The sequence below is a fragment of the Azospirillum rugosum genome, from assembly GCF_017876155.1.
GTDB classification, from domain to species: Bacteria; Pseudomonadota; Alphaproteobacteria; order Azospirillales; family Azospirillaceae; genus Azospirillum; species Azospirillum rugosum.
In genome coordinates, this window is sequence record NZ_JAGINP010000058.1 from 1 (window position 1) to 2,357 (window position 2,357).

1 protein-coding gene is annotated in these 2,357 nt (G+C 69.6%); it reads right to left on the reverse strand.

Annotated elements, in window-relative coordinates:
* The coding region (locus J2851_RS35400; protein WP_209774073.1) for a beta strand repeat-containing protein at positions 1–2,357 on the reverse strand (2,357 nt) is incomplete at both ends.

A 2,357-nucleotide genomic window follows, 5' to 3' on the forward strand; every position in this document is an offset into this window, starting at 1 on the left:
AGCGCCTCGACCCGCGCCTTGGTGGCGTTGGCGTTCAGCGTGATCGTGAAGTTGGTGTCGGTGTCGGTGCTGACCGTGCCGATCTGCACCCAGGCCGTGCCGTCGTAGGCGTAGACGCCGCTGCCCGACGTGTCGCGCCAGATCTGATTGGTGACCGGGTTGCCCGGCGCGCTCGCCGCCGCGGGCAGCGAGACGTGGTCCTCGCCCGCGATCATGCCGGTGACGGTCAGCGTGCCGCCGTTGTAGGCGGTGCTGTCCGCGTCGGTGACGCTGATCACCCCGTCCGCGTCCAGCCGCGCCGCCGTCTTGATCGCGTCCTCGCCGAAGGTCGCCGTCGTGCTCAGCCCCGTGATGCGCGGCTGGTCGTTGATTGGCGTGATCGTGATGGTGGCGACCGCGTCGGTGGCGTCGGTCTGGGCGGCCAGCGTGTTGTTGGCGCCGTCGTCGGTGACGCGCACCGTGATGGTGCGGGTCGTGTTGGCGCCGCCGTTGGTCGGGTCGTCGTTGGTATCGACGTAGGTCAGGCCCTTCAGCAGGGTTTCGAAGGTCGTGAAGGTTGCCGCGGTCGCCGGGCTCGTCGGGGTGACGGTCAGGGTGGTCGTGTCACCGTCCACCACGGCCACGGTGATGGTCAGCGACACGCCGCCGGCGGTGACGCTGTAGCTGCCGGCGGAGCCCAGGCCGATGCTGGTGGCCCCAAAGGCGATGATCTCCTGGTTGCCATGCACCAGCCCGTCCACCGTCAGCACCATCTGGCGGAGCTTGGTGTCGTCCAGGTCGGTCAGCAGGGTGGTGCCGCTGGCGAAGGCCACCGGCGTGGTGGACGCGTTCGCCGCCTCCGTCAGGGTGGCGGAGCTGTTGATGCCGCCCACGCCGCTGCCGTTCAGGTCCACCACCGGCCGGTCGTTGGTGGCGACCACCGTCACGACCGTCTTCGGGCTGTTGCTGGCGAGCTGGTTCGTGCCCCCGGCGTCGTTGGAGCCGGCGTCGGTCGCCTGCACCGTGAAGCTGCGCGTGCCGCCGACGTTCGGCGTGTTGGAGATGTTGCGGTAGGTGATGCCGGACAGCAGCGTGTTGGCGTCGGCGATGGTGAAGGCGCTGCCGCTGGTCAGCGTGATGGTGCCGCCGTTGTTGGAGACCGTGACCGTGAAGGTCGTTCCTCCGGCTGTCGCCGTGCCGGAGCCGTTGGCGTTCAGCGCGTAATCCGTGCCGCCGATGATCAACCTTTCGCTGGCGCCGTCGGTCACGCCGGTGACGGTGATGACCACCTGTTTCAGGTTGGTGCTGTCCACGTCGCTGATCGGGTTGGACGGGAACAGGGGCACGGCGTTGGCGCCCGTGTCGGTGCCCTGCTGCTCGGTGAAGGTGACGGCGTGGTCGAACACGCCGTTGCCCGCCGTGCCGTCCAGGTCCACCACCGGCGCGTCGTCGGTGCCGTTGATGGTGATCGTCAGCGTGCTGGTCTGGGCGACGCCCGCCGCGTTGGCTCCGGTCGCGGTCAGGAAGTCGTCCACCGTCAGGGTGAAGACCTCCGTGCGCGTGTCGCCGGTGCGCAGGAACTGCACCGCGGCGTTGTTCAGCGCGTAGCTGTAGGTGCCGTCGCGGCGGATGGTCAGCGTGCCGTACGTGCCGGCGATGGTGGCGTCCACATCGTTCGCCGTGTCCACGGTGACCGCCGGCTGGGCGCCGAACGTCACCTGGGAGACGCGCAGGACTTGCCCCTCGTCCACCTCGCTGTCGTTCGACAGCGCGTTTCCGGTGGCGGTAAGCGTCGTGTCCTCGGTCACCGACGCGGTGTCGACCTGAAGGCGCGGGTTGTCCTCCACCGACGTGACGGTCAGCGCGATGGTGCCCGTGCGGGTGGCCGCCGCGGCGGCGCCGTCCGCGCTGTTCGCCGTCACGGTGAGGGTGAGCGCGGAGGTCACCCCGCTGGTGCCGCCGCCCTGGGTGTTCCAGTCCACGGGCAGGCGCAGCCAGATCGTGTTGGTCGCGCCATCGCCGATGGACCCGGCGCTGATCAAGGCGCCGCCCGACATCAGGATGCCGTCCGTGGCGCTGGACGGCTGGCTGCCGCCCAGCACGTAGCGCGTGCCGGCGGGCAGGCCGGCGATGCTGTAGCTCAGCGTTTCCGAACCGTCGGTGTCGGTCTCGGCGAGGATCAGCGGGACGGAGAACCAGACATCCTCCGTTCCCGTCACCGCGACCGCCGAGGACGGATTCAGCGTGCCGTTGATGGTCAGATTCGGCGTGTCGGAGACCGGGTTGACGGTGATCGTCTTGGTCGCCGTGTGGCTCAGCGCGCCCGTGCCGCCACCCAGGCTGCCGTTGCCGCCGTCGTTGACCGTCAGCGTCAGCGT